Here is a 22,543-nt window from a genome sequence, read left to right on the forward strand (position 1 = left end):
TACAGCTATGAAGGGACATATCAGACATGAGTGACTCAACCATTTTCGGTGATCTTGAAGGCATCGGCCGGGATTCCGGCTCACTTCAGGAAATCTCGGACGAGCAGGCCTCGATCATGAATGCGCTGGGCGCCTCCATGGAGACGCTGGCCACCGCGATGAAAGGCGGCGCCGGCAAGGCCATGCAGATGGTCGGGGAGCAGCTGCAGCACCAGGGGCAGCAGTTCAGCACCACGTTCGCCGACCACTCGCAGAAGATGAGCAACAACGGCCACATCTTGAGCACGGCCGACGACGACGGCGCGTCGATGATCAGCGGCATCAGCAACCTGATCGTCTAGCCGACCCGCTCACTACCCAAGACAACCAACACACACGTTCATCGAAAGGACATTCCCGTGCTGATTCACTACGCAACGCCGGCGATCGCCGAAGTCGCCTCCCAGATTGGCCACGCCGCCGAACGGACCGATCAGAACCACCAGCGCAGCCTGGCAACTGTGCAGGCCAACGCTAACAACTTCGGCGGCGCTGGTAGCGCGGCGTTCAACGCCGCGATTACCGCGGTCAACCAGAAGTACGCGCAGTCCCAGGCCACCATCCAGCAGGCGGGCAAGGTGCTCATGCAGGCCAACGAGGAGATGACCCACGCCGACCAGAAGTCGGCAGGTCAGTACGTCTAACTGACCTGCTGGTCGATTCACCGCGGCCCGGCGAAGGGCTGGATACGCCGGAAACGGCCACTTCCAGTTTCCTTTGCCGGGCCGTTGCGTGAACACGGCCAGGACCAACGCCAGGACAGAACAGAGAAAGCAGCCGCACGATGACGCGCCCACCGACTTTCATCAAGCGACAGGCCGCCGCTCCGCGCGGCCCGCAGCCGATCGACGCCATTGAGACCACGTGCGAAGGGACGTGGTTGCTGCAGGCGCTGTGCGGAATCGAGCACCTTCCAGGTTCGATGCTGTTGCGTCCCTACGTTTCTGCCTCAGGCCGGCCCACGTGGCACCCAGGCATTCCGATTCTTCGCGAGGCTGGCGCGATCACAGAGGACGACGAGGTGCATCCGACCGTGGCGCGGTGGCTGGAAATTCTCAGCGCCCCCGACATCGCGTTGGTGGTCGATGTGCGCCGCCCCGGTGTCGAATGCCTCCGGATGGTGATCGCGCGGCGCGACGGTAAGCATGCGGCGATTTCCCGTGGCGGCCCCGACGCTGTCAATGTCACGATCGAGGAGGTCGGCTCGGTCCCGTCGATGCGCGTGTTGTTCGAGCGGATCATGGAGCTGTGCGACCGGGGTTTCGGTCCGGTCGCACCCGCTGCCTTCGACCCGGTCACCGTGCGCACAGCGGCGCTTCTGGATGGTTTTAACAAGATCGTGCAGGGCGATCACACCCCGGCCGCGGCGCTCGGGTCGATGGACCTGACCCCCGAACAGCGGCGCATCCTGACGTTGGCCGCCGATCAACCGCTGATGGAGGCGGGATTCGCGCTGCAGGTGCACGATGCCCGGGGTGATCACTTCGCGCTGGCGTCGGCCGCGGTCACCGACACCGTGGAGGGCCGCATTGTCACCGGACCTGTCGTCGGGGAGGACCGGACGTGGTGGACACAGATTGTTCCTGGTACCGCGGATGCCGGCGGGAGCGCCCTGCGCGCTCTGCTGGCGACAGTGGGGACCACCTGGGAGGGCCATTCGCGGTACAAGTAAACACACAATTGATGTGTTTACGTACTGCCTCTATTGCTTCAATTGTGTTATTTTGACGGTATGGATATTGGGGGTGTCCGGGCCACCGGCTCTGGCACGAAACTTGTGGGAGAGCCAGTGAGTCAGAGCAACGATGACGATTTCGATGACGATTTCCTCTCGCGGTATGTCGGGAACGAATCGTCGGCTCCGCAGGGCGGGGGGCAGGAACCCGGCGCGGAATCGGTCCAACCGAACCCCTTGGGCCTGTCGGCCGATCCCGAGGGCACCAACATTCTCGACCGGGCAACGCACGCGCGAATGATGCGCGAGGCCGAAGAACTGGCCGCCCAAGAACTGGCCGCCCAGACGCCCGCGGGCGCCGACGCGCCCTGGCCGGGGCGCAGTGCCGACGAACCGACGACGATCGGCGGTTTTCCCCCGATCAGCACGCCGCGGCATGGGCAGCCCGGCCCCGAGCATGGCCGGCACACTCAATCTCCGCAGGCGCCGCAGCACCAGCCCGCGCCGCCGCACCCCGGCCTGGACCGTGCGGTCCCCCGGGAGCAGGCCCCTGCTGCCCCGCAATGGCCCGCGCCGCAGTGGCAGCAGGGCCCGCCCCCGCCGCCGCAACCGGGTGGGCAATCCGGTTTTGCGCAGCCGCCGTTCGGCCCCGCTGGTGTGGGCGCCCGCCGCGATGATGAGTTGTTGGACGAGTCGGCAAAGTCTGTGGGCCGCACGCGAGCGGAGATTCACGAAAGCAACGTCGTTGCGCCGTACAAGCCGGTACCGCAGACCGGGTGGCGCAAAGGTCTCTACAAGGCCACCCGGATCAACCTCGGCCTGTCGGCGAGCGAAGCGCATTGGAATGACCTCAAACGGCGGCTCAAGGTGAACCTGCGGGGCCGCTACGTCATCGCAGTCATGCAGGAGAAGGGTGGGGTCACCAAGACCACGACGTCGGCCATCATCGGCGCGGTCCTGGCGCAGTACCGCGACGAGAAAGTCGTGGCCATCGACGGAAATCCGGCCTCGGGCAACCTGGCCGAGCGGATCGATGAACCGTCCACCGAGTCATGGCGGGGTCTCAACAACGACCAGCACTTAGTCAACTACAGCGATTTCCGCAACTACCTGGGCAAAGACTCGCACTCGGGGCTGGAGGTGCTCGGCTCGGATTCCGGCCCAGTGCCGATGTCGGGCACGGATCTCTACGAGGCGTGGGGCAGGCTGCAGAAGCTGTATCCGATCGCGATCGTCGACTGCGGTACCCAACACCTGGATGACGTGACGCGAGCCATTTTGGACTATCTGCCGGTCGATGCGCTGGTGGTGCCCTCCACGACGTCGCTGGACTCGGCCAAAGCCGCCAGCCGCACCTTGAACTGGCTGATGGAGCACGGCTATCCGCACCTGGTGCGTGAGGCCGTGGTGATCGTGAGCAACACCAAAAAGGTTGACGCCAGCTCGCAGGTCAAGCAACTGCACAAGGACTTCGAACGTGTCGTACGTTCGGTCCACACTGTCGGTTTCGATCCGCACCTGAGCGATGCGGTGGCCATCGACATCAGCCGACTCCAGCCGCAGACGTGGCAGGCGTACGTCGAAGCGACGGCATCGCTGGCCGATGGTTTCACCCGAGCCGCCGAACGCACCCCCCAGCACCCCCAGCAGCCGGTACAACCGCCACGGCCGCCGCAGCCGCCCACGCCGGGCGGCCCGTGGCAGGGTCCGGGGCCACACGCCGGTCCCGGACAATGGAACGGCGGAGCGCAAGGTCCATGGCAGGGCGGCGGTCAGGGCCACGGCGGTGGCCAGTGGCCGGCTGACGGTCGCTGGCAGGGCGGTCAGCCCCGATGACCGCGACAACCGAACGCGCCGGGACCAAACCCAGCGCCCATGTCAGGTTGCGCGAGCAGGTCCGCGTCGCGGTGCTGTACGGCGGACGGCAAACCGACCTGGTGCTCCCGGCAACCGAAGTGGTAGCCACTGTCGTCAGCGAAGCGCTGAGACAGGTCATCGACCAGGCCGACGAGCTGCGTCCGCGTGACGACCAGGACATGATCACCCCCGGCAAGGTGGTGCTCAAGCGCGTCGGCGGCGCAGCTTTGGCACGCGGCGAGTCGCTGCGTGAACAGGGCGTCACTGACGGCACCCTGCTCATCCTCGACGTCGAAGACGCCGAGGTGTCCTTCACGCCGGTCATTGAGAACGCGTCCTCGGCCATCGCCGACATCAATGCGCGGCGCTTCAAATCGGTCACGCCACAGACGGCCACCACGGTGGCGGCCGTGACCGCCGCGATCGGTGCAGCGCTCGTGGCCGCGCTGTTGGTGCGGGTGTGGGCGTTGAATCACGCGGCGGGGGTGAACTGGCCGCTGGTGCCGCCGGTCGCCTGCGCGACGATCGCGGTGCTGCTGGTGGCCGGCGGCGCGATCGCCTGGTGGCGCCAGCACCTCACAGTGGTCGCCAACGGGTTGTGGGCCGGGGCATTGGTGACGGCGGGCGCAGCGGGATACACCGCGGTTCCCGGCCCGGCGGGGGCGTGGAATGTCGTGTTCGCGGCAGCGCTGACCGCAGTGCTGGCGGTGGCCTTGTGGGTTCTGGGGCCGGCTCCGGCGGCCCTGCTGTGCTGGCTGACAATGGTGTCGATCGGTGCGGGCCTGATGAGTCTGTTGCATGCGCTCGGCGTACCGATGATCTACCTGTGGACCGGTGCCCTGGTAGCAGCGCTGTTGGTGCTCAAGAAGGTCGAAGCGCTGTCGGCCACGCTGGCACGGGTACCGATGCCGTCGTTCCCCACGGTGACGGGCAAGCTCACCTTCGACGACGCTGACGAGATGGCATCTGAGGCGCTGGTGGCGGCCGAAACGGAAGGAACGCCCAGCGTTGACGAACTCAGTCGTGCGCAGATCGCAGCGAATGGGTATCTGCAGGCGATCGTCGCCGCCATCGCTCCGTTCTTTGTGCTCGGTGCCGCCGGCGCGGTATCACCGTGGCAGGGCCGTTGGATGTTGGCGACGGGCTTCGTGCTTGGGATCGCGCTGATTCTGGTCTTCGGCGGCCGCGCACTGGACGACCGGGCAGCTGCGGTCACTGTCGTGGGCACGGCGTTGGCGATGAGTGCTGCCCTGGGCGTGAAATATGCACTGTCCAGCCATAATCCGGCGGTCAGCTTGGTCGTCGCCGGATTGGTCGCTGCGCTGGGCCTGTCAGCGCTGGTGGTTGCCGCTGTCGTGCCGCGGCGCGCGTTCTCGGCGCCGGTACGCAAGGGCATCGAATGGTTCGAGTACGCGTTGCAGGCCGCGGTGTGGCCGCTGCTGCTGTGGCTGCTAAACATCTACGAGCTCGTCAGGAACTGGGCATGAGCGGCCGGCGTTGCGGCCAGGCGATGGCCATTGCAGGAGTCAGTGCGCTGGTGATGGTCAGCCCGTTGGTGACCGGTACCGCTGCGGCGGTCAACCCGCCGGTGGTTGACCCGGGCGCGGTGCCCAGTCCCGATCCGGTCGGACCGGCTGAACCGCTGCAGCAGAAAAAGCAATGCACCCCCACGGGTGTGCTGCCCAATTCCGACCTCGGTGCGCCGACCGCATCCCAGGCGTTCATGGACATCCCCGCCTTGTGGCGCTCCGCTGGGCGGGGCGCTGGGCAGACCATCGCGATGATCGACACGGGAGTCAACGTCGCGCCCGGACCGCCGGGTTCCCCGCCCCGGTTGGCGCACGTCCACGGCGGCGGCGATTACGTCGACCCGGCGGCAAATGGGTTGCAGGACTGCGACTCTCACGGCACCGTGGTCGCCAGTATCTTGGGCGCCCAGCCCTCGCAGACCGACGGTCTGGTCGGTGTGGCACCGGACGCCGACATCATCTCGATCCGGCAGTCGTCCGAAGCGTTCGTGCCTGCCAACCCGACCTCGGCCGATGTCGAGAACGACCGCCGGGCCGGCACCGTGTCGTCGCTGGCGAAAGCGGTTGTGCTGGCTGCGAATTCGGGCGCCAAGGTACTGAACATGAGCATCGTGGCGTGCATCCCGGTTCTCAAGCCGGTCGATCAAACCACGCTGGGCGCGGCGATCCGGTACGCCGCAGTGGATAAAGATGTGGTCATCGTTGCGGCCGCGGGCAACCTGGCCAACCAGGGCTGCGCGCAGAATCCGGACATCGACGCCACCAGCACGAAGGACCCCCGCAACTGGGCGCGGGTGGTGACCATCTCAACGCCGTCGTGGTTTTCGCAGTATGTGCTGTCGGTGTCTGCGACCGACGGCAGCGGTCAGCCCGCTGTCGATCAGCAGGGCCGTGAAATCAGCCTGGCCGGCCCGTGGGTCGGCGTCGCAGCGCCCGGCACCTTCGTCGAAGGACTCGACGGCAAGGGCGCGGTGATCAATGGGACGTTCGATGAGCAGGCGGGGGTGCTCAAGGCCATCAACGGCACCAGCTTTGCCGCCCCGTACGTCAGCGGCGTGGCCGCTCTCATCCGCGCCAAATACCCGAATTTGACTGCCGCCCAGGTGATCGCGCGCATCGAAGCGACCGCGCATTCCCCAGCGGCAGCACCACAGGACGTGGCCGGCGGCGCCGTGGTGGACAACCGGATGGGCTACGGGGCGATCGACGCACTCGCCGCCCTCAACGATGACGTCCCGGTGGGGCCGGCCACACTGCCTGAACACCTGACTCGGCCGCTGCATCCACCGCCACCGCCGCCACCGCCGGATCGGCTGCCGATGATCGTCGCGCTCGCCGGCTCCGGTATCGCCGTCGCCGTCCTGGTGGCCGCGTTCTTCGCCAGCCGTGTGATGAGGGAGCGCCGACAGTGACCATGCCGCGAGTGGACGTGACCGACCTGAGCACCCTCGATGCTGAGGACCTCAGTGAGGACCAGCCCGGGCACCGGCTGCCCCGATGGCAGGTGCGGCTGCCGATTCGCCGCGCCATCGTCGCCGAGGTGATCGCCACGGTTCTGGCCGCCCCCTTGGTGGCTGTCGCACCGTGGTGGGCACTGATCCCGATCGCACTGCTGGTCCTCGTGATTGCCGCACTCAACTACCGGGGCGCCACTGCGATCGAATGGGCGGCGCGGGCCTGGCGGCTGCGCCGCAATCGCCGTAGCGCGCGGCGTCGCGAAGCCCGCGCAACCGTCCCCACCCCGTTCGCGACTGAGTTGCCCAGTGTCGGGGCGAGCGCCCTGACCTGGGACGGCCAGTACGCGATCGCGATGATCGCCCTGCACGGCCGTCCCTACGCGCCCACAGTGCTGGTGTCCGAAGGGGCGGACTCCCGCGATACCGTCCCGCTGGAATTGTGCGGCGAGCTGCTCGAACAGTTCGGGGGACTCGAGCTGGAGTCGGTGGATGTGCTCAGCGACGGTGCCCGCACCGCCCCCGATGGGCGCTTCACCGCACGGTACGACGAGATGGTCAGCGACCGCTCGGCCGTCGGTTCGCGGCGGACTTGGCTGGTGCTGCGCCTGCGCCCCACCGGCTGCCTGGACGCTCTGCGCTACCGCGGCGACGTAGGTGAAGCCATCGCCGCCGCAACCGAACGCATCCGGCAAGCCGTCGTCCGATCCGGATGCCGCGCAACCACCTGCAGCGTAGAACAGATCACCGCCGCGACCACCGCACTGCTCGGCGGCCGGGAGTTGTCCGCCTATGAGGAAGGGTGGACCAATTTGAAGCTGGGCAACGACTACGTCACGCCGTATCAGATGTCCGGCGCGGACCTGAGCACCCGCGTCCTCAATGACCTCTGGACCATCCGGTCAAGCAAAACCGTTGTGCTGGTGCGTATCACGCGCGATAAGCAGACCAGGGAACTCCAGGTCGGCGCGTTGGTGCGCATCCACACCAGCGCCCCGCAAACCCATCCACCGCTCTCGACACTCAAGACGGTCCCCGGGCAGGCATTCGAGGCGCTGGCCGCGACCCTGCCGATGGGCGACCGATCCATGAGCCTGCCGCTGTCGACCCGGCCCCTGGGCGCGCCGCTGGCCGTCCAGGTCGGCCCGACCGGGTTCCTGCACGGCATGGCCGAACTCTCGGGTGTGCCACTGTTGATGTCGTGGACCGATCCGGTCAAGTTCCTGCGCGTCGCGGTCGCCGCCGACCTCGACGTCGTGCAAGCGCTGGTGCTGCGCGCGACGTCGTCGGGCTGCACCGCCGAGATTCACACCGAGCGGCCGGGGCTGTGGCGGCCGATCTGCGATGACTTGCGTATCGCCATGGCCCGTGGCCAGGAACGGTCCGCGACCGCCACCCTCATCGTGGCCGACGGAGCCGAGCCTCAGCGGGTGCTGCGCGAAAGCGGCGAACGCGGACACTCCCTGGTCACGGTTCTGCCGGTCGGTGAAGCGCTGCCCTCGGATTCGGATATTCGCATCCGTCAGATCGGCGCCAACCGGATTGCCATCGACACTCCCGCACGATCGCGGCCTATTGAGCTGGGCATCATGCGCCCCCGCAACGAAGCACACATCCTGTCCCACCTGCGCGTACAAACCAACGGGAGTCCCCGCCGATGAGTCCTCGGAGCATTCAAGCACTACGCGCGGGCGTCAAAGCGCTGACCACCAATCCCCGCAAGGCGCTGGAGGTGCTGCGCCTGGCCACCGAAGACGATCCGGGAATGGCAGACGCTTGGCTGGCTCGGATGGCCGCCGGCGACTGGTCAGTCGGCACGGTGTCCAGGCTCGCCGAGACCAGCGACCGGCTGGGCTCGGATCTGCGCATCAGCGGCGCCGGCGTCACCCCCGGGCAGCTGGACGTGACGTTCAGCGTCGAATACGTGACCTCGGCCATCAGCGACGTCACCACGGCGCGGCTGGCCTACGTCAGCCTTCTGCTCAGAGACCGCAAGTTCGACGAAGCCAGCCGAGTGCTGGCCGGGCTGCGCACTGACCCGCGGGTCCAGTTCACCCGCGCTGTCCTGATGCAGATGACCGAACGCTGGCCGGACGTGCTCACCGCCCTGGCCGGGCGTGAAGCCTGGACGCACGATGACGTGCTGTCACGGTCGAGTGCCCTGTTGGAAGCCAAAGCAGCCGCGCACCTTGGCAAGTTCGACCGGGCCAGCGCCGCGGTGGACGCCGCCACCGATTCGCCCTTCCCTCTGAACACCGCCGTCCACGAAGACCCGGTGGCGCGTGACGGCACCTACCTGCGGGCCATGATCGCCCGAGCACAGGGCGATGAGGACACCGCCCGCACGGTTCTGGGCGATGTGCTGCTGCGCTGGCCGGATTACGAACTGGCGCGTACGGCCCTCGCGGACTCAACATTCGGCATCTCCGTAGTCGATCAGGCCACCATCGAAACCCGCGACGATCCCTGGGACCCGGCTACCGGGCGCACACCCCAGCAGCGGCAAGACGACAAGGACGCGGCCGACGCCCGCGCACAGCTCGCCGAAGCCCAAGCGACATTGGACCGCATGGTCGGCCTTGATGACGTCAAGAACCAGGTTCGCATGCTCAAAGCGAACACGCTGGCGCGAATCGTGCGGGAGCGCAAGAACTTACGCAACCCGGTGATCAGTAACCACCTGCTCATGACCGGCCCGCCCGGAGTAGGCAAGACCGAGACCTCCAAGGCGATCGCGAAGACGCTCTGCGGGCTCGGTGTACTGCCGACGTCGAAAGTCGAAGAGACGAGCAAGGAGAAGCTGGCGGGACCACACGTCGGTGATGTCGAGTTCCAGACCAGCACGATGCTTGAGAAGGCGCTCGGCGGCGTGGTGCTGTTCGACGAGTTCCATGAGCTCTTGCACGGTGGATTCGCCGGCGGCGACCCGATCGGTCAGGCCATCATCGGTGCGATCGTCCCGTGGATGGAAAACAACAGGGACAAGGCGGTTTTGATTGCCGCGGGCTACCCGGCGGCGGTCCAAAAAGTCATCGACTACAACCGCGGATTTCAGGGCCGGTTCTCCACAACCATCCGGTTCGAGACGTATCCGCCCGATGTCCTGCTGGAGATCACCGCGTCCATCATCAAGCACGGCGACAGCACCGTTCATCCAGGCGCCCTGGCGCGCGTCCTGATGGAGCCATTCACCAAGTTGTACAACAAGATCACCATCACCGAGGACGGTGACACCATCCGGGGAATCGACGAGCTCAACAACGGTCGATTCGCCCGCAACATCGTCGAACGCGCCATCACCATCCGGAACCTGCGCATGATGGACAGTTTCGGCCTCGACGCTGTCGACATGGCCGATCCGGACATCGGGTCCGATATCCCGGACGACGCAGTCACCCTCATCACCGAAGACGACTTGGCCGACGGCCTGTACGCGACCCTGCCGGCCGAGTACAAGAACTTCATCTAGGAGCAGAGGTGTCCGATTCTGTGCGTTGTCCCAATGGACGCACTGGATGTGCGGGTCACAAACATTTTCGCGGCGGCAGCATGGATGGTCACGTCGCCTGCCTGGTATACGCGCAACCGTCCGATTACCCCAGCAGTTTCGGGACGGCAAAGCGCGATGGTCAGCGATCTTGGTATGTGCGCGACCTCTCTGTAACAGGCGGCTCGGATACAGAGGCTCATTACCGATTCGTCGGACACGGCGACCGCGCCCCTGAATTGCACTGACATGCACGGCGGCTGGCCATAGCGACCGCGCCGCGAAGTGGAATCGAACCGCCGACGAATTACTCGACTGACTGCTCGAAGTGCGCGGCCGGTAGCTGCGCCTCTGGCCACGTCCCGCACGTCGCCTCGGCGACGGTGCACGCTCAGGGCTGGACGTTCCGCAGGAGTGTTGCGGGTGTGGTGTTCGGCGGTAGCGGCGTCAATGCGCGGGCCGCGCACAAATGGTGCACGGTTGCCTGGCGTTCGCGGTTTCCAGTGGGAATATCGACGCTAACCAGCGCCAGCCAGCTTCCCCGGGCGGATTTGACCCATCCGTGGACGAGGCCGGTGACCTCGCAGCTGACGTCCAGTCCGTCGAGTTTCGTCCACATTGGCACGGTATCGAGTCGGAAGGCGTCATCGGGCGCGGGGATCATTCGGGTGAGGTCGACCAGGACCGGTCGTGGCGGGCTCACGGCCCTCCGGACGCTGGGAGCCAGCGAACCCGCCCAACTGTCGAACATAGGTACGAATGGTATTGGTTGGGGGACAGCCGTGTCTATCGGCGCACCACGGCGTCGACTACACGCGCGGGCCGTCCAAGTCGATGACAGCGACCGGGGGTGGATCGTCGGGAAGGTCACTGGCGGGGTCGGCCAGGCGCCACGACGCGGACAGCCCGCCGGCGTGAGCCGGGTACCACTCGATGATGCCGAGCGCGGCGAGTCGGCGTAGCTGCGGATATGCCTGGGCGTACCAGCATTGACCCGGGCAGTCGTTCCCGAACTTGCAGTCACGGGGGAGTGAGGCAGGAATGTGTTGCGGGTCGTCGTTTTCCCGGCGGTAACGGTGGTTGCAGCCGAACCTGGCTCGCAGTCGTCGCTGGATGTCGTTGGTGATCAGGATGCTTGGGTACGCATCGGCGAGGATGGCGAGCAGTCGTGTGCGCACACCCCGCGTTACCGGCAGGCAGTTGGACAGCACGTCGTCGTTGCGGTCCATGCGTTCCCCGCTCCTGTTTCGGTTCGATGGTTCTGGCGTGAATGGGTTGTGGCAGACCGCGTTTGGGCGAACGCGGTTCGCGTTTGCCTACAGCCCGATGGAGTTATCCGCGCTGAGCGCATGGAGGGTTCGCTGTTTGCGCGTCTGGAGGTAGTTGCGCAGCCAGGCTTGGTCCTCAGGGCTTAGCCCGGAGGCTTCCTCGTCAGTGTGGATGCTGTCCGCACCGCAGGTGTTGGCCCGTCCGTCCAGTGCCAAGCCGGCGCTCAGGAAGAACCTCGCGGCCAGCACTTCGCGGCGGATCGCGGCGGGGTCGAGCAGCGTGGTGGCGGCGCTGTCGATGGCTGCTTGGGCGTACTGGGCACGGCGAAGGTCGTCGCCGTCGCGGAGCGCGTCTTGCGCGGCGGCGATGTCCAAGCGGGCCTCGTCGAGCGCTTCACGAGCGGTGGTGGGTTCGACAGTCATGGTGTCCTCCACGGCGGTAAATCAATCAACTTTGCGTAAACATTAGCATGTTTACGGGTTGTGTTACCTGCTTCTCTCTGACATCATGAAGCGATGGACACACCACGCGCGGGCGCCGAGGATTCCAGCGCCCTCGCGCAGGGAGCTCCTGGTGTTGATTCAAATAGCACTGTGCCAGTTTGGATTCGGTCTCGATCACGGGCGTACCGACCTTTGACTGCCGATGCCGAGCGGTCGCTTCGACTCCGCGTGAACAACCCTGGATTGCAGCGTCGACGTGAACAGCTGCGGCCAGGCGGTAGCGCTGGATCGCTCTCCTCAGCGAGGCGACCGCGATGACCGTGTGCACCGTGCCGCACGCCGCACGCGCGGCGCGCTCGGTGCACCAGACCATCTTGACCCGCGACGGTGTATCCCTGGCCGTGTATGACAGCGGCCCAGTTGATGCCGAGCACACGGTCGCGCTTCTGCATGGCCTGTGCCAGGGCGCCGGCAGTTGGCAGGTGATCGACAAGGCGCTGCACGAACTGCTCGGCTGCGCGGTGCGGGTAATCCGATACGACCACCGTGGTCACGGCGACTCTAGCTGCGCGCCGATGAGCACGTATCACGTCGAACAGCTCGCCGACGACTTCACCGATGTGCTCATGGCGCTGCGGGTGAGCGGCTCTCTTACGGTCGCCGGACACTCGCTGGGCGGCATGGCGGCGATGACGTACAGCGCGCGATCGGTTGATCGACAGCCTGTGCGCCCGCAGGGGCTGGTGCTGGTGGCCACCGCTGCGGGAAAACTGTGCGATCGCGGATTGGGGCGGTTGTTGTCCACTCCTGCACCGGATTTCCTGTCCGCGTTGGTGGCGCACACCCCCGCTTACGCGGCTGAGCACGCGGTGCGAGCACTTTCACGGCCGGTCTGCGAGCTGGTCGGGCTGTGCCGGGGATGCGCTCGCGCCGAGCGACGTGTGCTGTGCTCGATGTGCAGTGCGGCGCTGTCGACGACGGCGCTGAGCACCGCTGCGGGGTTCCTGCCGCATCTGCGCCGCTTCGACCAGCGTGCTGTCTTGGGCAATATTGGTGCCGCCACCACCATTTTGAGCGGTGACGCGGACACCGTGACACCCGCAGCGCATGCGTACGAGATGGCCAGCGCGATTCCCGGTGCCCGGCATCGTCAGTTCCACGGCGCTGGGCACATGCTCTTGCACGAGCGCCCCGTGCAGGTCGCGGACGAAATCGCAGCTGTCGTGCGGTCGCTGCGCACTGTCGTGAGCGGGGTGGGCGCGTGATCATGGCCCTTGCTGAGCGTCCGCGAGCTGATTCTCAGGTACCTCACGCGGCGTCCCGCACACCGACAGCGTCGCCGAGCGGGGTGAGTGTTGAGGCCGTGTTCGCTGGCGGGGTGAACGGGGCGGTGCGTGATGCGCTGTACCAGTGGTATGAGCAGCACGGCCTCACCGTGGATGTGTTCGGCCCCTTCACTTTTGAGGCGGTCGCTTATGCGCGGAGGGTGGCCGGTATCGCCACGGCCGGCGAACACCTGTCCGCTGATGAGGCGTACCGCCGTGGCCTGTGCGTGGAGTGCGCCGCCGTGCCGTACAGCCCTGGCATGCTGCGCTGTGAGGTCTGCCATCGCCGATGCGTCAACCGGCGAGGTGAGCGCTGATGAGCGCCATTGTCAGCACCCCCACCGAAAAACCGTGGCTGCGTACACTTCTCAGTGGACGACCGCACCAGGTTATCCGCTCCGAGCGGGGCGTGTATCTGCACCGATACTTCCTCGTGCCGAGAAATCGTTGGCATAACTTGTATCTGCATCGCTTCGTTGGCTCCGATGATGCACCCGCCTTGCATTCGCACCCGTGGAGCTTCGCAACGCTGATCGTTTCAGGGTCCTACACCGAGGTCACCGAGAACGGTGCGCATTGGCGCGGCCCGGGGAGCCTGGCGTTTCGACGTGCCGGTCACCGCCACCGCGTACAGCTTCTTCGCGACGACACCGGCCGAGAGCAGACGTGCCTGACCATCGTTTTGACCGGTCGCCGCACCCAGGCATGGGGATTCTTCTGCCCCCGGCGTGACGGAACGTGGCGGTTCATTCCGTGGCAGAACTTCGGCGCAGGCGGATGCGGAGAGTACTCCAACGCCACCGACGGGCAACTCAGCGACACCAAAAGCAGACTAGACCAAGGGATTTGACGATGACAGCTCTGATGACGGCGGCGATCAATGAAACGGTCTTTCGATACGTGCGCCCGCTGCGCGGCGGCGAACACGGCGACCTGTTGGGGATCTGGTCCGGACACGACATCCTGTTCCTGACACGGCGCACGCCGGGCTGGGCGCTGCTCGATGCGCACAATCAGGTGTGGGGCTGGCATCGGCGCGAATCGGGGTGGTCAACCGCAACCGCCGCGTTCGACAGCTTCATCGCCGATCCGGTCCTGCGTGATCGTTTGGCGGCAGACGGATTTCATGTCATCGCCGACCACGGGCCGCTGCTGGAAGAGTTCATCCGCGCGAACCCGAGCTATGGACTGCCGCCCCTGGCCAGCGGCCCAACCGGGCGCCCGGCCGAGCCGATCCTGCCCAACTGGGGTGACCTTCTCGATCTGGCCCAGCACGCGGTGCGCGGCGCAGAAGGCCGATACGGCGCGTCGGTGGAGGACCTGCTGCGGGCCGACAATCGGAACTTCGCGCGGCCGGCGGTCTTCGACCGCGCGGTGATGCGGCGTTGGCTGGCCAGCGATGACACGTCCGCCGCGTTGAGCGCGATGCGCGCCGCCGCTGGGCGCCACGACAGCCCCAGGACAGCCGGTGAGGCATTCGCGCTGCTGGACCCGTCAGGGTGCAGCGGGTCTCCCGACCAAGACCACGTCCTCGACGTCCACCTGTCCGATGCCTGCGGTGACGGCGACTGGCTGATCGGCACCTGCCGGCACTGCTGGCATCCCATCGTCGAGCGCGAACACCCAGACCTGACGGTGACCACCTGGAGTCTATTCGGCGATCTGCGCTGACACCCCGTTCCCTTCGACCGCGCAGGAGCGTGCAATGACCTCTCTGGCTGACAACCCCGAACAGACCATCATGAAAGTGGTCGCCCCACAGGCGGCCTACGCCGTGTGCACCTTTGAAATTGACGTCGAGAAGTGGTCCCTACTGCCTGTTGCGGCGACCTCACATCAGGCCCGATGGGTTGACAGCATGTACGCCAATGCCATCTGCGAGCCGGCGGGACATTGCGAACCGGCTGACGATTGCCGCTGCGGCGCTTACGGCTATCGCAGCCTCCGGAAGTTGCGCGACGTCCACCGTCAGGCCACGACGCTCGTAGCGGTCATGAAGTACGACCCATCGTCGGCCGTCGAAGACGAGAACGAGGTGCGGGCCTTAACCGCAACGGTCGTGGCCTTCTGGATCAGCCCTGACTTGCCCAAGCGCCACGTAGCGGCGGCCGTCGTACACGACGTGACCGGGAAGCTGTGCATCGAATACGACGACCTGGACTGCATGTTGGCGCGGTACGACATCACCGAGCGATGGGAGGCTTGGGGCGGCTTGGACGAAGACATCGACGAGGAACTCCGGCCGGCTGCCGCCACCGACGGTGTCGCTCCCGTGCCTCGGTGGGCTCACGCACTCGGTTGGGATCGGCCAGTGCACACCGCCCGTGCGGTGCGCTCATGGGTGACGGTCGTGGGACGCCCTCTGATCGAATCGTTCTCTGGCGCCGTCCATTACGCCACGAAGACTGCCCGGACCATCGTGATGACGATTGTCATCGCCTGGTGTGCCGTCTTCACGCACGTCTACATCCACACGCACGTCACCCCATTCGCGTTCATCGATCCGGTGCTGTTGGCCGGCCACAGGCTGATTAGCGCCATCCTCGCGCCGCCGGTGATGCTGCTCACGATGTCCGCGTTGGGGCTGCTCGCACTGCTCGAGACGGTGCACGGGGCGCGGCCACTGCCGCGTCGTGCCGATCCGATCGCCTGGGCGATGACCGTGATCCTCCCGTTCGTGTACCTGTTCGCTGAAAAAACCGTGCTGGTTTTCGGCATGCTAGTCGTGCTCGCGGCGGCCAACGGCACACCGGAGCCCTCCGAGCTGGGTTGGTGCCTGGTTGCGATGTTCGTTCTGAACATCGTGGCGCGCAGCGCACCACCGTTCTGCGCAATCTACGGACACCTGCGCGTACTGCGGGCGCAGTCATCCTGGGGGGCGTCGACGGATGTATAAGGAGCCCCAGACACCGTATCTCGGCTTCATGCGACGCCAAGTCAACGGCCGCGACCAGCTCTATGTACCGCGCACGGCCGCACACTGCCTCATCTCCGCACCAACCGAGACAGGTAAAACCCGCCGCCTTCTCGCCCCCGCGATTTCGTTGTGGGGCGGACCGGCGCTGGTCGTGAACAGTAAAGACGACATCATCGACTTGGTGATGCAGTGCCGGCACGGGCCGACCGCAGTGATCGACTTCCGGCCCATCGCCAACCCGACCTACCCGGCCGGGGTTCAGTCGATGATCTACGACCCGACCACCACCATTGAAACGCCGCTAGAGGCGCTGACCATCGCTGAAAACATCATGCAGATGGCCACTGTCGGCATGGGCAGCGGCGCTGACCAAGTCTCCGACGGGGGAGTGTGGGAGTCACAGGCCTCCGGCCCGTTGGCCGCCTTCCTCTACGCGGCATCGCCCAACGGTAACGGCATGGGCATGGACTGGGTACTCAAGGCCGTCGACAACATGGACACCACCGAGAAAGGCGCCGCCGAACCGGGGTGGTTGCAAGCGGCGGCCCTGTGCCACCAGTATGAAGTGCTCGCCATCGGGATGACGAAAATCCTGAACATGGAAGCGCGGCAGCGTGATTCGGTGGCAATCACGATGCGCAAGGCGATCACCCCCTGGTTGCGCATGAGCCTGAACATTGCCATGGGCAGCGACATCCCGTGGACATTTGATCCCTCGTTCCTTGATCACCCACAAGCGACCGTGTTCATCCTCGCGCCCGCCGACGGCACCGTGGCCGGCGCAGCGGTGACAATGCTCGAATCTCTCTACCGACGCTGGCGAGAAAAGACCGCGCAGCGAGAGCAGATGCACCGGCTCCTCATCGCGATCGACGAGCTACCCAACACCGCGCCGCTGCCGAGTCTTCGCCGCATTATCGGGGAAGGTCGCGGGCTGGGGGTCAATGTACTGGCCTGCGTGCAGGACTCAGAACAGCTCGACACTGTCTATGGCCCGGTGTACGCCAACGAGCTCCGCAAGATTTTTCCGGCGAACATCATCATGTTCGGCGCACATGAAGAAAAGCTGCTCACCGGCCCCGAAAGCTGGTCTGGCCTAACCTTCCGCCGATCGGAGAGCTTCGGGCAGGCGGACGGTCACCGCAGCCTGAACAGCGACTTCGGTGCAGGGTTGCGATGGCAGGAGCTGCTGCCTCCCGACCGCGAACACGCCCGACTGATTATTCGCGGCGGTCTCGGCCACTGCGTCGAGATTCCCGACTGGAGCCGGTTCCGGGTCCTATACGACCAGGCGAGCGCAGCCGCGCTCCGACGAGCTGGCCGAGCGCCACTCGTGCCAGCAGCGTCAACCCGACCTAGCCCAGCAGCCAGCCGCATGAACCGACTACGGCAATTCATCGTCGGTGAATGACCGACGGCACAACACATCCGACCATCACAACGAGAGATCAACCGTTGAAGAACCTCACCCGAGCCGCCCTCGCCGCCGTGACCATCACGGTCGCCGGGTGCAGCCACCTACCCATCCCCGGCCTGACTGGCTCCAGCACAACGGGAATCACCGACGGGCCGTACACCCTGATCCAGGAGCCCCAGGCCGGCTACAGCACCATCAGTTCACACATCGACGGCGCCAAAAAGTCGGTCCGCGTCGTCATCTACGAACTGGCGGACGACGCCATTGAGAAATCGCTCGAGAACGCGAAAACCCGCGGCGACGACGTCAAGGTATTGCTGGACAGCGCATTTCACGGACAGCAAGTGAACCAACCGGCCTACACGCGGCTGCGAGCTGCCGGGGTAGACGTCAAATGGGCACCAGCGCGCACCATCGTGCATCAGAAGTCGGTCGTGATCGACGACGACACCGCCATCATCAGCACCGCCAACTTCGACGCGAAATACTACCCAACCGGACGCGACGCCATGATCGTTTCTACTGTGCCCGAACAGGTCTCGGCAGTCGCCGCGACATTCGACGCAGACTACGCCGTAACCGACACCGGCCGCCTATCACAGGCCATTGCCGCACCCGGCCTGATCTGGTCGCCCGCCGCCCGAGCCGAATACATCCGCACCATCAACGCCGCGCACGACGTGCTGAACGTGACCAGCGAAGAGCTAAAAGACCACGCTGCAGCGATTTCCATCGCTCAGGCCGCCCGCCGCGGCGTCCCCTGCAAAATCGTGCTCAACGCCGACGACGCGGACACGCCCGCCGTCACTCAAGTCAAGGACGCCGGCTGTGCCGTACGCGTCCTGCCCAAGTCGCCCAACGCTCTGTATATGCACGAAAAGATCGTCCTGACAGACGATTCCCTCATCATCGGCAGCCAGAACCTATCCACCAAGAGCCTGACCGAAAACCGGGAGCTGTCCATCCGGCTCGACAAGGCCGCTGCCCCGAACATTGTTGCGGCAGTACACAACCAATTCGCCGCCGACTTCGACAAAGCCACGCCGGCGTGACAACAAGGAGACCATCATGCCCACCGTTGAACCTGCCGCCATAGGAACCGATCACACCGCGCCGAACATCGTCGGCGAGCGTAATCAAGGAGCATCAACATGAGCACCACCCTGGCCGCACCCACGTTCCGCGCCGCGCTCGACGCTGGGCTCTGCTGGCTCTATGCCACCGAGCAACCCGACACCGCTCTCGTCGAACGCTGCGGCGTCCGGATCATCAGCGGAGACCGGATCGTGCGCTTCCTTCCCGTCGGCATGGAGGGACACCCGCTCATCGTCCTCGATGCCCGCATTCCCCGATGGAGGCCACGTCCGACAGAGTGTGGTATCGGCACCCTGCCTGAATGCGAATTAGCCTCTGTTGCTGCACAATTACGCGAACTCGGTGTCGCATCGAGCCGCTGGCACTACCACAGCACCACCGGCACGATCGTGCTATCCGTCTCCGCGCACCCGTCACTGCGCGCCGCCATCGAACGATTCAGCGCCGGCTGCCCATGGCACCACAGCCAAGTGTGCGATGCGCCGATCAGCGCCGGTGGACAGGGCTGCACCTGGCATACCGATGGTCACAATGCGGCGGTGTGGCCATCGGTCGCCGCCGACGCCATCGAGAACGCCCGCGCCCTCTCCCTGCTGCCGTCGAAGTGAGCGGCCATGAGCCTCCTGCCTGCCACGGCGCTCCTGATCGCCGACGACGACCCCGAGTTTGACGAAGACATTCCCACCATCTCGCCTCCGCACCGCAGCGGCCGGGCCGCCGGGTCCAACAGCACCCGCCCAACGTCGATGAACACCAGCCAATCGCACCACGGAGAACGTATGTCTCAGAACAGCTCAGCATCGGGCACGTGCCACGCAAACGACTGCGACACCCCGTGCACCGGTTTCATGTGCGGGCCACACTGGAAGCTCGTGCCCCCGGCCATGCGACTAGTCATTGAATCAAGCCCGCACCCCCACGCCGTGCCGCCGGCGATCGCCACAGCCGCCATTGCAGAGGTCGCCCACCGAGAATCCCGGACCAAACCAGCGGTCCGCCAGAAAGTCCGCCGGCATCCGGTCCAGCTCGCACTGTTCGGAGACGACCAAGTGCTCACGAAAGGAAAGCGCTGATGCAAAAGCCTGGCTGGCTGGAACTTGCCGGCGCCACCGCCCTCATCGTTATTGGACCGGGCAGCGTCCTCGTCGGCCTCACCACCACTCCCCGGCGTGACGTACCTGCATGGCTGCATGTCAGCGAGACCGACCTAGCCTGGTGCACGATCGGGGTCCAGGTGTCCCTCGCTGTCACCATCGTGTGCCTGGGCACGTTCGCGGTATTCAGTACCGTGTTAGGAGAATTCGGCTCAGCCCTCACGAGTGCGCTAGTGCTGGTCATGACGGCCCCGTTCGCGGTTCTTGCGCTGCCCGAAATCATGCTGAGCGACCGACACGCACCGCCCGACCCCGATATTCCGTTTGCGACCGACTTCGACTACCGCGCCTATCTGCCTCACCTGTTCGAGGCAGTGAAAGAGCCGGCGTTATGGTCGCTCACCGCCGCTGTGCTCCTGGGCGGAGTCCTTGGCGTCGCGGTTCGCTGCTGGCCACGTCCGGCTGAGCACGCACCGCTCAGCGCCGGCATGCTCATCGACGACCCCGCAGCCGTGTTCACACCGGAAGTTCCCTCAGGGCAGCGCGATTCATTCGCGTCGCGAAGGGAAGGGCGGCAGTAATGACACCAACGCTGGACGGCCAACAGCCCACAGGGTTTGAGGTGGAGGGCCGCCGCATCCACGACGTGCACTCCTTATCGTCGCAGCAGGTCCTCAGTGCTGCCAAAGCACTTCATGTACGGCCGCTGTGCCTGTGCCAGTATCCGCCTGTGCCGATGTACATCGCCAGCAGCGGGCACGAGCTCATCGTCAAGCGGATGCCGGGTACCGCAGGCAGCCATCACCATCGGTGCCGGTCCTGGCTGCCGCCGGAAGAACTGTCCGGATACGGCGCGGTAGCTGAGCAGTCCATCGTGGACAACCCTGCGGACGGAACAACGGTGCTGCGCCTGGGGTTTTCGCTGTCCAAATCCGCTGGTCGCGCAGCGCCCGAGCCTTCGGGAACTCCATCGGACACCGTTCAAGCCAGCGGCAACAAGTTGTCTCTAAAGGCGGTGCTGCACTATTTGTGGGACGAAGCCGAATTGACGACGTGGCAGCCAAGTTTCGCTGGACATCGTTCCTGGGCGGTGGTCCACCGTCGTCTGCGAATGGCGGTGGACGGCAAGCTGGTTCGTAAGAATCCGCTCGGGCCTGCGTTGTTCGTACCCGAGCCGTTTTCGGCCGACCGTAAGGCTGAGCTGGAACAGCGCCGCATCAAGGCGTGGGCAACAGCGCGGCGGCAACCGGGTAAAACCACGCAGCTGCTCATCGGAGTGGGCGAGGTCAAGGCGCTGGAAGCGACCAGTCACGGATTCAAGCTCCAGATCCGGCACCTGCCGGGGCATCCGTGGTTCCTCGAGGAGGATTTGTACCGCAAGCTCGCCAAGCGATTTGCCGTCGAATTGGAACACTGGCAGATGTCGGAGCCGGGCGATGTGCGCCTGGTGGCGATCTGCACCTTTTCGGTGTCGCGGGCCGGGTATGCGACCGTCGAACAGTTGTCACTGATGACCACGGACCGCAACTGGCTGCCGTTCACCGGCGATGCTGACCGCACCTTGCTGAGCACCGCTGTCGACGCGGGACGGTCGTTCCGGAAAGTGCTGGCGTACAACGGAAGCGCAACAACCATGGCGTCGCTCACGTTCACCGACACCACACCGCCAGTAGCGGCGTTCATCGACCGCCCCGCGGGCGACGCTGACGGCGAGGAGTCGATTGCCGGTGTGTCGGTGTGGAACTGGCGCACCGACGAGGACATGCCCGACCTTCCTCTCACGATGTCTGACCGCGCGGCGCGGAGCCCTTCGACCGAGCAGTCCGACGCTGATATTGAACCCCCGTCTGAGGGCTCCGGCTTATGAGGTGCGCCGCTACCGACGGTGTTGTGCCCGTAGCGCTTCACCGGCTGTGGCACGGGCGTGGACCGGCGTCTGGGTGTCGGTGTTCTCGCGCATCCAGCGGGCAAGGCGGTCGGGGTCTGCGCCGGCGGCGATGAAAACCGACATGATGTTGATGTCGGAGCTGCTGGGCGTCTCGGAGGGTGTCACGCTGGTCCGCCTTCCCGGTTGGTGAGTGAGTGTACGAGGCGGTTCAGACAGCCAGTGGTTGTTCTCAGACTGCGCACGGGTCGTCGCCGTCTCGTACCGCCACAGTCACGGCGTCGCCGCCCGGGACCATCGACAGATCAGCCAAAGTCATCGACGCCACGCGCCCGGCTGCCTGATGTGGAACAGGAATCGAGCCGCATTCGGCGACGGTAGCGATACCGCCAGCAACGGGGGTGTTCCAGAGCGCGGCTTGTACCTCACTTAGGGAGCTACCGCCGCCGCTGAGCTCGTGCCCGTCGATCGAGACGAACCATCCATCGCTGCCCAGACCGGCGTGCCGGACTGTCACGCTGGCGACGTGGAAGTTGACCGCGGTTTCACTCATGCTCGGGCTGCCCCGTCCCCATGGACCTGCGGGGGAGTGCTGGCGGCGGGGCGGGGTACCACCCTCCGATCTGGTCGGCGAATTCAGCTGGAGTGAAAGGGCATCCGTATCTGGCTGTGCGCAGGTGGTCGGAGACGACGGCGAGGTGCATATTGATGGCGCGGCCCATGCCCGCCAGCTGCGGCAAGGGCTGGAGCGTCCACGGAATGTGGGGGGCGACGGTGATCAGAATGTGCGGTTCGCGGCGCGGGTTGGCGAGTTTGTCGCGCGAGCTTGCCGTGACCGTCAGAGTTCTCAGAAGTGCGTGGTCGTAGACGTCCAGTAGGCAGTGCGATTGCCAGCCCGCGGCCGCGGCGCCGGCATGAAGGCGGTCGCGGTCGGTGGCCCAGTCGCGTATCCAGGTGTGCGTTAGCCCCTCGCCGTTCTCGGCGGTCGCGAAGGTCCATGGTCGAAGTGATGTTGTCGGTAACATGTGTCGAACTCCTTGAAGTGGTTGAGGTTTCG

23 protein-coding genes are annotated in these 22,543 nt (G+C 65.6%); 18 read left to right on the plus strand and 5 right to left on the minus strand.

The window, feature by feature from the left end:
- Positions 1 to 26 precede the first annotated feature (26 nt).
- The 8 genes from ACJH6H_RS16355 to ACJH6H_RS16390 all read left to right on the plus strand — a co-directional run bounded on the left by ACJH6H_RS16355 (position 27) and on the right by ACJH6H_RS16390 (position 10,023).
- Entirely contained in the window at positions 27 to 341 is a 315-nt protein-coding gene (locus ACJH6H_RS16355) for a hypothetical protein (RefSeq protein ID WP_406775320.1), read from the plus strand.
- A 57-nt stretch (positions 342 to 398) separates the two neighbouring features.
- A complete protein-coding gene (locus tag ACJH6H_RS16360) occupies positions 399 to 683 on the plus strand; it encodes a WXG100 family type VII secretion target (protein ID WP_406775321.1) in 285 nt (94 codons plus the stop codon).
- A gap of 140 nt (positions 684 to 823) precedes the next feature.
- Complete coding sequence (locus ACJH6H_RS16365; RefSeq protein WP_406775322.1) at positions 824 to 1,711, plus strand: ESX secretion-associated protein EspG; 888 nt, start codon at positions 824 to 826, stop codon at positions 1,709 to 1,711.
- 117 nt (positions 1,712 to 1,828) lie between these two features.
- Positions 1,829 to 3,550, plus strand: a complete 1,722-nt coding sequence (locus tag ACJH6H_RS16370; protein WP_406775323.1) for a MinD/ParA family protein — start codon at positions 1,829 to 1,831, stop codon at positions 3,548 to 3,550.
- The gene (gene eccD / locus ACJH6H_RS16375; protein WP_406775324.1) at positions 3,547 to 5,058 is read left to right on the plus strand and encodes a type VII secretion integral membrane protein EccD; all 1,512 of its coding nucleotides are present in this window, start codon (positions 3,547 to 3,549) and stop codon (positions 5,056 to 5,058) included. Before ACJH6H_RS16370 ends, eccD begins: the two co-directional genes overlap by 4 nt.
- The gene (gene mycP, locus ACJH6H_RS16380) at positions 5,055 to 6,512 is read left to right on the plus strand and encodes a type VII secretion-associated serine protease mycosin (protein ID WP_406775325.1); all 1,458 of its coding nucleotides are present in this window, start codon (positions 5,055 to 5,057) and stop codon (positions 6,510 to 6,512) included. The genes eccD and mycP overlap by 4 nt, the downstream gene beginning before the upstream one ends.
- A 2-nt stretch (positions 6,513 to 6,514) precedes the next feature.
- Positions 6,515 to 8,215, plus strand: coding sequence for a type VII secretion protein EccE (gene eccE, locus ACJH6H_RS16385; RefSeq protein WP_406775386.1), 1,701 nt, complete (start codon positions 6,515 to 6,517; stop codon positions 8,213 to 8,215).
- Positions 8,212 to 10,023 (plus strand): AAA family ATPase, encoded by a 1,812-nt coding sequence (locus ACJH6H_RS16390; protein ID WP_406775326.1) that lies wholly within the window; start codon positions 8,212 to 8,214, stop codon positions 10,021 to 10,023. Before eccE ends, ACJH6H_RS16390 begins: the two co-directional genes overlap by 4 nt.
- 827 nt (positions 10,024 to 10,850) lie before the next feature.
- On the opposite strand, the gene ACJH6H_RS16395 is transcribed toward ACJH6H_RS16390, so the two are convergent.
- Both ACJH6H_RS16395 and ACJH6H_RS16400 read right to left on the minus strand, forming a co-directional pair.
- A complete protein-coding gene (locus tag ACJH6H_RS16395; RefSeq protein WP_406775327.1) occupies positions 10,851 to 11,270 on the minus strand; it encodes a hypothetical protein in 420 nt (139 codons plus the stop codon).
- A gap of 87 nt (positions 11,271 to 11,357) precedes the next feature.
- Entirely contained in the window at positions 11,358 to 11,732 is a 375-nt protein-coding gene (locus ACJH6H_RS16400) for a hypothetical protein (protein ID WP_406775328.1), read from the minus strand.
- A 380-nt stretch (positions 11,733 to 12,112) separates the two neighbouring features.
- On the opposite strand from ACJH6H_RS16400, the gene ACJH6H_RS16405 reads away from it, so the two are divergent.
- From ACJH6H_RS16405 to ACJH6H_RS16450, 10 genes are all read left to right on the plus strand, one after another.
- Positions 12,113 to 13,018 carry an alpha/beta fold hydrolase gene (locus tag ACJH6H_RS16405; RefSeq protein WP_406775329.1) on the plus strand — a complete coding sequence of 302 codons (906 nt, stop codon included), beginning with the start codon at positions 12,113 to 12,115 and terminating at the stop codon, positions 13,016 to 13,018.
- A gap of 83 nt (positions 13,019 to 13,101) precedes the next feature.
- The gene (locus tag ACJH6H_RS16410; RefSeq protein ID WP_406775330.1) at positions 13,102 to 13,395 is read left to right on the plus strand and encodes a hypothetical protein; all 294 of its coding nucleotides are present in this window, start codon (positions 13,102 to 13,104) and stop codon (positions 13,393 to 13,395) included.
- Entirely contained in the window at positions 13,395 to 13,928 is a 534-nt protein-coding gene (locus tag ACJH6H_RS16415) for a hypothetical protein (RefSeq protein WP_406775331.1), read from the plus strand. Before ACJH6H_RS16410 ends, ACJH6H_RS16415 begins: the two co-directional genes overlap by 1 nt.
- Before the next feature lie 2 nt (positions 13,929 to 13,930).
- Entirely contained in the window at positions 13,931 to 14,749 is an 819-nt protein-coding gene (locus ACJH6H_RS16420) for a hypothetical protein (RefSeq protein WP_406775332.1), read from the plus strand.
- 34 nt (positions 14,750 to 14,783) lie between these two features.
- Positions 14,784 to 15,974 (plus strand): hypothetical protein, encoded by a 1,191-nt coding sequence (locus ACJH6H_RS16425; RefSeq protein WP_406775333.1) that lies wholly within the window; start codon positions 14,784 to 14,786, stop codon positions 15,972 to 15,974.
- Positions 15,967 to 17,406, plus strand: coding sequence for a type IV secretory system conjugative DNA transfer family protein (locus ACJH6H_RS16430; protein WP_406775334.1), 1,440 nt, complete (start codon positions 15,967 to 15,969; stop codon positions 17,404 to 17,406). The genes ACJH6H_RS16425 and ACJH6H_RS16430 overlap by 8 nt, the downstream gene beginning before the upstream one ends.
- Positions 17,403 to 18,464: a phospholipase D-like domain-containing protein gene (locus ACJH6H_RS16435; RefSeq protein WP_406775335.1), complete on the plus strand. Its 1,062-nt coding sequence runs from the start codon at positions 17,403 to 17,405 to the stop codon at positions 18,462 to 18,464. Before ACJH6H_RS16430 ends, ACJH6H_RS16435 begins: the two co-directional genes overlap by 4 nt.
- A gap of 99 nt (positions 18,465 to 18,563) precedes the next feature.
- A complete protein-coding gene (locus ACJH6H_RS16440; RefSeq protein WP_406775336.1) occupies positions 18,564 to 19,115 on the plus strand; it encodes a hypothetical protein in 552 nt (183 codons plus the stop codon).
- Between the two features lie 464 nt (positions 19,116 to 19,579).
- Complete coding sequence (locus ACJH6H_RS16445; RefSeq protein WP_406775337.1) at positions 19,580 to 20,182, plus strand: hypothetical protein; 603 nt, start codon at positions 19,580 to 19,582, stop codon at positions 20,180 to 20,182.
- Positions 20,182 to 21,468, plus strand: a complete 1,287-nt coding sequence (locus tag ACJH6H_RS16450; RefSeq protein WP_406775338.1) for a DUF1173 family protein — start codon at positions 20,182 to 20,184, stop codon at positions 21,466 to 21,468. The genes ACJH6H_RS16445 and ACJH6H_RS16450 overlap by 1 nt, the downstream gene beginning before the upstream one ends.
- Before the next feature lie 9 nt (positions 21,469 to 21,477).
- On the opposite strand, the gene ACJH6H_RS16455 is transcribed toward ACJH6H_RS16450, so the two are convergent.
- The 3 genes from ACJH6H_RS16455 to ACJH6H_RS16465 form a co-directional block, all read right to left on the minus strand.
- Entirely contained in the window at positions 21,478 to 21,654 is a 177-nt protein-coding gene (locus ACJH6H_RS16455) for a hypothetical protein (protein ID WP_406775339.1), read from the minus strand.
- Positions 21,655 to 21,718: 64 nt separating this feature from the next.
- Positions 21,719 to 22,039 (minus strand): hypothetical protein, encoded by a 321-nt coding sequence (locus ACJH6H_RS16460; protein WP_406775340.1) that lies wholly within the window; start codon positions 22,037 to 22,039, stop codon positions 21,719 to 21,721.
- Positions 22,032 to 22,511 carry a hypothetical protein gene (locus tag ACJH6H_RS16465; protein ID WP_406775341.1) on the minus strand — a complete coding sequence of 160 codons (480 nt, stop codon included), beginning with the start codon at positions 22,509 to 22,511 and terminating at the stop codon, positions 22,032 to 22,034. Before ACJH6H_RS16465 ends, ACJH6H_RS16460 begins: the two co-directional genes overlap by 8 nt.
- Positions 22,512 to 22,543: the final 32 nt, after the last annotated feature.

This window comes from Mycobacterium sp. SMC-21 (genome assembly GCF_045310825.1).
Taxonomy (GTDB): domain Bacteria; phylum Actinomycetota; class Actinomycetes; order Mycobacteriales; family Mycobacteriaceae; genus Mycobacterium.